At 65.4% G+C, this 5,777-nt stretch carries 8 protein-coding genes; 6 read left to right on the top strand and 2 right to left on the bottom strand.

All coding sequences use genetic code 11. The annotated features are described in order from the left end of the window. Positions 1-47: 47 nt before the first annotated feature. Together E3T35_RS07950 and E3T35_RS07945 are read right to left on the bottom strand one after the other, a co-directional pair. A complete protein-coding gene (locus E3T35_RS07950) occupies positions 48-467 on the bottom strand; it encodes an ImmA/IrrE family metallo-endopeptidase (RefSeq protein WP_241988767.1) in 420 nt (139 codons plus the stop codon). A gap of 52 nt (positions 468-519) precedes the next feature. Next, positions 520-975 (bottom strand): hypothetical protein, encoded by a 456-nt coding sequence (locus E3T35_RS07945; RefSeq protein ID WP_134378373.1) that lies wholly within the window; start codon positions 973-975, stop codon positions 520-522. Positions 976-1,244: 269 nt separating this feature from the next. On the opposite strand from E3T35_RS07945, the gene E3T35_RS07940 reads away from it, so the two are divergent. Genes E3T35_RS07940 through E3T35_RS07915 form a run of 6 tightly spaced genes read left to right on the top strand, consistent with a single transcriptional unit; the run spans position 1,245 to position 5,668 of the window. Further along, positions 1,245-2,126, top strand: coding sequence for a bifunctional DNA primase/polymerase (locus E3T35_RS07940; RefSeq protein WP_166789879.1), 882 nt, complete (start codon positions 1,245-1,247; stop codon positions 2,124-2,126). Positions 2,127-2,163: 37 nt separating this feature from the next. Beyond that, positions 2,164-2,556, top strand: coding sequence for a hypothetical protein (locus E3T35_RS07935; protein WP_134378369.1), 393 nt, complete (start codon positions 2,164-2,166; stop codon positions 2,554-2,556). Positions 2,557-2,609: 53 nt separating this feature from the next. Then, on the top strand, positions 2,610-3,407 hold the full coding sequence (locus E3T35_RS07930; RefSeq protein ID WP_134378367.1) for a hypothetical protein: 798 nt from the start codon (positions 2,610-2,612) through the stop codon (positions 3,405-3,407). Beyond that, a complete protein-coding gene (locus E3T35_RS07925) occupies positions 3,404-4,426 on the top strand; it encodes a ParB N-terminal domain-containing protein (RefSeq protein ID WP_134378365.1) in 1,023 nt (340 codons plus the stop codon). The genes E3T35_RS07930 and E3T35_RS07925 overlap by 4 nt, the downstream gene beginning before the upstream one ends. Before the next feature lie 9 nt (positions 4,427-4,435). Beyond that, positions 4,436-5,083 carry a hypothetical protein gene (locus E3T35_RS07920; protein ID WP_134378363.1) on the top strand — a complete coding sequence of 216 codons (648 nt, stop codon included), beginning with the start codon at positions 4,436-4,438 and terminating at the stop codon, positions 5,081-5,083. Positions 5,084-5,086: 3 nt separating this feature from the next. Then, on the top strand, positions 5,087-5,668 hold the full coding sequence (locus E3T35_RS07915) for a hypothetical protein (RefSeq protein ID WP_174777086.1): 582 nt from the start codon (positions 5,087-5,089) through the stop codon (positions 5,666-5,668). Positions 5,669-5,777 lie beyond the last annotated feature (109 nt).

The following is a 5,777-nucleotide window of genomic DNA, read 5'->3' as shown; positions in this document are numbered from 1 at the left end:
CAGGCTGGCCACGAGCAGCCACATGAGGGCCGAGACGAGCAGGGGAATCATCCGAAAATCTCCGCGAATCGAGAGGAGTTTCTCGTTGACCGTCTGATTGCCGCGGCGAAGATGTCGGCCAGGGTCTCGGCCTCTACTTCTTCGGCCGTATCTAGGTTTTGACGCCTGAGCAATCGCAGTCGTGTTTCTTTAGGGATGTCAGGCAGCAAGAAGTCGACGGCTTGGCCTTCTTCGTCGAAATTGTGACCGAGAATGATGTGGGCCAGCTCGTGCAGCACAAACTGCTGCCGATGCAGAACTGAGTCGCTGTGTGCGTGGAGAATCAGGTCTTGATGATCCGCTCCGAGCCAGACTGCGCACAGACCATCATCAACCCCGAGTTCGGCAAGTTCGACTATTCGCAGTCGTCGTCCCCTGTTGCGCTCCACTGCCGCAACGAGCTCGTCGAAGGTGAAGGTCTCGCCCAATGCGAGTTCGTCGACTGCAGTCGCCACACTCACTGTGCTGTTCACTGCCGCCTCAATTCCCTCCGGACGCAAGTGGGGTTTCATCTGGCGGCCTCTGCGCGACTTCCGCATCCAAAAACTTACTGATCGCCCGTAGAGCGTTGGGAGAGATATCCCCCATTGTACGTGCCGCATAAGACTTCACTCGGGCGGCACGCATGGCCCGCACGAGGTCGAGTTGGGCGCTGACCTTGGCCGGGGTCTCGGCGCCCTCGGAGCCAGCGACGAAGGCCGGGTCGACGTCGAAGTAGGCAGCGAGGCCTTCGAACAGTGCGCGGTCTTGAACGTACCGGTGGCCGTTGATGATGTAGGTCCAGCGTGAACGCGAGAGGTTCGTGCCGCGCGCTTCGAGGAATGCGGCGATCTGGGCGAATGTCGGTTCGCTGCCCGTCTCGGCCTCGGCGACGTCGAGCAGCAGTCGGAGGCGCTTCGCGAGATCCTCCGCGGCTGTGGTGCTCTCGTCGGTCATGTGGCTTCCTCGGATTGATAGATCCTCAAGTAATTGAGAATGCTCAATTTACTCTTTGAGCATGATCAAATCAAGGGTTGCGCATGCTCAAATGCGGTGCTAAACAGTCTCAGAATTTGAATTGAGCATGCTCAACACGGAGCTTCCTCGCCGAACGCATCAGCGAAGCGAGGAGCACCTCCGTGTCATCGAGCCACGCCTGCGTGGCAGTCCTTCGGGAAGGTGATTGTTGTGAATTGGCACGTATGGCTCCGCGTTCGGAGTGTCTGATGAGCGTCCCTGAGGTGCTGGTGGCCACGAATCGGCTGTCGGTGCCGGATGCTGCTCTTGAATTCGTTAGGGCGGGGATTCCGGTGTTTCCGTGTGTACCGGAGGGTAAGCATCCGCTCACGTCTGCGGGGTTTCACGATGCGAGCCTCGATGTAGACCAAGTGCAGGCGTGGTGGACGCGGTGGCCGGCTGCGAACATCGGGATGCCGACGGGCAGCACGTCGGGCGTCGACGTCGTCGACATTGACGTGACCAAAACGGATGTCGGCTTCGCCGCGTTCGAGCGCGCGAGCACCGCGGGGCTGGTCGACGGCGAGCTCGCCCGGGTGCGCACCCCGTCGGGAGGAATGCACGTGTACTTTGTCGCGATTGCGGACCGGCCTCAGCGGTGCTGGCAGGCGGCGGCAGCACACATCGACTTTCGTGGGGACGGCGGCTATGTCGTCGTGCCGCCCTCGACGCTGGCCACGGACACCGGTCGAGCCAGCTATCGGCTGTATTCGCTGTCGACGGCCGACCCGAAGCCGGTCGACGCTGTCGCGCTGCGCAGGTTCATCGACCCGAGGCCGCCGCGAACGGGCACGCGGGCAACTTCAGCCAGGGCGCCGGAGCCGAGCCGGCTCGCGCAATGGGTGAGCAATCTGCAGGAGGGTGAGCGCAACAGCGGTCTGTTCTGGGCGGCCTGCCGCCTCGTCGAGACGGGCCTCGCGCCTGCGGACGTCGAGGCCGTACTCGGCCCGTCCGCGCAGACGGCCGGGCTCGACGAGCGCGAGATTCTCGCCACGATCACCTCGGCGAGCCGCCGCGCCACGGCTGGCGCGCAAGCATTCGATCGCGCCGATCCGGTAGCCAGACGCAACGATCTGCCCTGCCTGTCATGAACGGCGCTGTTCAAATCACCGACCCAAAGGAGATGAAGTGATGGATGTAGACGACTTCGATAAGTCACACGGCGCGACCAGCGTCGATGCCGGTGGCGAGCGGCATCCGCTGCATGCCGTGCTGGAGGAGAAATCGCGCCTCTCAGCGCGTGCGCGCGGTGGTCTCTCGAACGCCAGGCAAGCGGGCACGGCGGCCTCGCGCCCCGCCGTCACTTGGATTCGCGCGGCGGATCTGCTCAACCTGGGCGCCGGGCGCATCGCCGGCCGCGGCATCGACCTGCAAGCCAACGCCGTGCGGCAGGTACGACGGGCGCCCGTCACCGCCGCGCGGGCGATCCGCGCGCGGGCCGCCCGGCTGGCTCCCCTCTCCGAGTTCGGAGCGGTGCGGGACCGTGCACAGATCGGCCGCGACGGTTTCGGACGGGCGTGACCATGAGCATCCTGTTGAACACGCCAACCAACTCGACGGGAGATGGCGAGAGAATGACTTTTCGCGAATCCGAAGGCCTGCGCAGACTGCTCGCGCGACTGCAAGCGGATGGTGGCGCCCACTGGCGCAATGACCCCGAGGCCTCCGAGCTCATGCGTTTCACCGCCCAGCGCTACGCCGGACTGGCGCGCAAACATAACCTCGACCCGTGGGAGGCCGCCGCGGCCGCCTTCGACGCGATGCGGGCGCCCTCGACGCTGCGCGCCGACGATCCGTGGGCCATCGTCACCCGAGCCGTGCAGGTGACCTGCATCGCCGAGGACCGCGCCCGCGGCCTGCTCTGCTCGGTGCACCAGGCACGTCGGCCCCAGGTGTCGGTGTTTCATGATGCCGAACGTTTCAGTGATCGCGAGCACGCCCTGCCGGAGTATCACCCCGCGTTTAGCGTCGATCCAGCGGACAGATTTGTCGAACCGGAGCCGCTGGTTGAGGTGTCTCTGGCGGTTGAGCATGCGATCTCGCTGTTCACCCTGCTCGGTTGGCCGACCGACCGCGCCCGCGATGGCGTCGAGTACGTGTGCAGCCGGTTAGCGGATGCCCCCTCGCGTCCGTCGGCCTTCGAGTCGCTGCGACGCGACTACGCCGCCCGCGCTTTGCTCGACGTGTCGCAGCCGGCCTGGATGAGCATGCTGCGCTCACTTCTAGGATCCGGCAACCCGTTGCACGCGCACACCGCCGCGGGGCGCGGCATCCTCTTGCGGTTGCTGGTGAGCGAGCCCTTGCACGCGCTGCTCGGCGACGACGATCTCGTCTCGGATGTCGCTCTCAACTCGCCACGGGTGTTCGCATGACAGCCACCCCGGGGCACATCGAGTTGGAGCGGTCGATCGACTCCATCCGCATCGGTTCGCGGCATCGCACCGATCTCGGCGACATCGACGCGCTCGCCGCCTCGATCGAGCGGCAGGGACTGCTGCAGCCAATCACAGTGACACCGGACGGCACCCTGATCTGCGGTGCCCGACGTCTTGCCGCGCTGCGGCAGCTCGGGGTACGCAAGCTCCATGTCTGGGTACGCGCGGGCATTTCGGACCAGCTCGCCCAGCTGCTCGCCGAGCAGGACGACAACGCCCTGCACAAGGCCTTCGCCCCCACCGAAGCAGCCGCCCTGTATCGCGAGGTAAAGATGCTTCTCGCTGAGGACGCCCAGCGGCGCCAGGCCGCAACACGCTTCGGAACGGAAAAGCCCAGATCAGACGGTGCTACCACGGTGGCAGCACCGCAACCGGATGGTTACGTGCGCGCACAGGCGGCCCTTCTCGTAACCGGGCGGCGCTCCTATACAACGTTGGAACGCATCGACCATCTGCAACGAATGGCGGACGACGAGAATCTCGACAAGACGCTACGCAATCGCGCGAGGGAAGAACTGGCGGTGATTCAGAACGGCGGATCGGTCGCGGCCGCACACAGTCGGGTTACTGCCGAAGTTGACCGCGTCGCGGCCGAGACGCCCGTTCGCTCGCTGCTTCCCACTGCGCCGACCGCCCGGCGTTCCGCCGACCTCGAGCAGCTGGCCCGGGAAGCCCTCGCCCGCGCGAAGACAGCCAAGCGCGCCAAGAAGACCCGCCCTATGGCTACGGCCGACTCAATATTGCCCACGCGTTCTTTCGTCTTCCTCTGGAACGACCTTCGCAACTGGTGGCTCCGCTACGACGACGCCGAGGTCGCCGCCGAACTCACCGACGACCAATGGCACCAATTCGAAGCGACCCTTGCCGGCACCGTCGCCTTCTTCGAGCGGATGCGCACCCTCCGCGACTCCCCCACCGCCGCGCCGGTCTCCGCCACCATCTCACGCATTCGATAGGAGCCCATCATGCATTTACTTCGACGCCGTCGCCTTGTCATCGCAATAGTTGGCGCTGGCATCGCGCTGGTCGTCCTTTCGGTCATTGGGCTGTTTGGGCTGCTCCGCGGGCCTGCGGAAGCGAGCGCGCCGGCGCAGCCGGTGCCCACGGCATCTGCTTTGTCGGTAATGCCGACCGAACAGCCGCAGCCGGTACTCGAAACGTCGAGTCCGGAGCTGTTCGCACGCAGCGTCGCGCACGCGCTATTTGATTGGGACACGCGGCAGGATGCTGGCCTCGCCGATTGGGCGCAGGTGGTGGTTGACGTGGCCGATGCGGAGGAAGCGGCCGCGGTGGCCGCCGACGTGCGGGACTACCTGCCCGGCGCCGAGATGTGGCAGCGACTTGCTGCTTACGGCACGCGGCAGTGGCTCGACGTCGAGTCGGTGACCGTGCCAGCCGCGTGGGCGACCGCGCTGGAGCAGGCGGCGGAGGGGCAGATTCCGCAGGGTGCTGCGGCGCTCACAGTCGTGGGAACTCGTCATCGTGTGGGAACGTGGGACACCGATGTCGAGCGCACGGAGCGGCAGGTGTCGTTTACGGTATTCGTCGTGTGCCCGGGCAAAGAGTCGTGCACGCTGCTGCGGCTGTCGAAGCTCGACCATCCGCTGGAGTGAGCGATGAAGAAGCTGATCGGCCTGCTCGTGGTGCTGATGCTCGCTTGCCCGTTGGGTGGTTTAGTGGGCGTGGCCGCGCTGGTGACCGCGGTCGCGAGCTCGTGCGTATCGCTCGTCGTCGGGACGATTCCTGATTCGCTCACCGCTCAGACTCTGGACGGCCGATCGATCATCTTGGATCGGCAACAGCTGACCCATGCGGGAACGATCATCACGATTGGCGGGCAGACGGCCAACGTCGGGCGCGCGGGAGTGATCGTGGCGTTGATGGCCGCGCTCACGGAGTCGACGCTGCGGCTGTTGGCCAACACCAGTGCGTTTACCGAATCTGCTGCTTACCCTCACGATGGTGTCGGTTCCGATCACGACTCGCTCGGACTGTTTCAGATGCGGCCCTCTTCGGGATGGGGGACGGTCGCTGAGGTGATGGACCCGTCGTACCAGGCGCGGGCGTTCTTCGGCGGTGTGTCAGGGCCGAACGCCGGGTCGCCACGCGGACTGCTCGATTTCGCGGGCTGGCAGATGCTCGATCCGGGCGCGGCCGCGCAGGCGGTGGAGGTCAGTGCCTATCCAGATGGCGAGTAGCGCTTGATGGTAGCGCCAGTCCACGCAGTTGGTAGCACGATTCCGGGTACACGGTAGCGCTGGCGGGTGGTGAACTGCTCTGCTGTGAGAGGACCAGGCATCAGGCGTG

It is taken from the genome of Cryobacterium sp. TMT1-2-2 (assembly GCF_004403505.1).
Taxonomy (GTDB): Bacteria; Actinomycetota; Actinomycetes; order Actinomycetales; family Microbacteriaceae; genus Cryobacterium; species Cryobacterium flavum.
The sequence above is the reverse complement of the archived record's forward strand: the minus strand, read 5'-3'. Positions and strand labels throughout refer to the sequence as shown.

Excerpts from the sequence above, each read along its gene's own strand:
- E3T35_RS07945 (WP_134378373.1), bottom strand. The coding sequence starts at position 975 with ATGACCGACGAGAGCACCACAGCCGCGGAGGATCTCGCGAAGCGCCTC.
- E3T35_RS07930 (WP_134378367.1), top strand. The coding sequence starts at position 2,610 with ATGACTTTTCGCGAATCCGAAGGCCTGCGCAGACTGCTCGCGCGACTG.
- E3T35_RS07920 (WP_134378363.1), top strand. The coding sequence starts at position 4,436 with ATGCATTTACTTCGACGCCGTCGCCTTGTCATCGCAATAGTTGGCGCT.
- E3T35_RS07915 (WP_174777086.1), top strand. The coding sequence starts at position 5,087 with ATGAAGAAGCTGATCGGCCTGCTCGTGGTGCTGATGCTCGCTTGCCCG.
- E3T35_RS07940 (WP_166789879.1), top strand. The coding sequence starts at position 1,245 with ATGAGCGTCCCTGAGGTGCTGGTGGCCACGAATCGGCTGTCGGTGCCG.
- E3T35_RS07925 (WP_134378365.1), top strand. The coding sequence starts at position 3,404 with ATGACAGCCACCCCGGGGCACATCGAGTTGGAGCGGTCGATCGACTCC.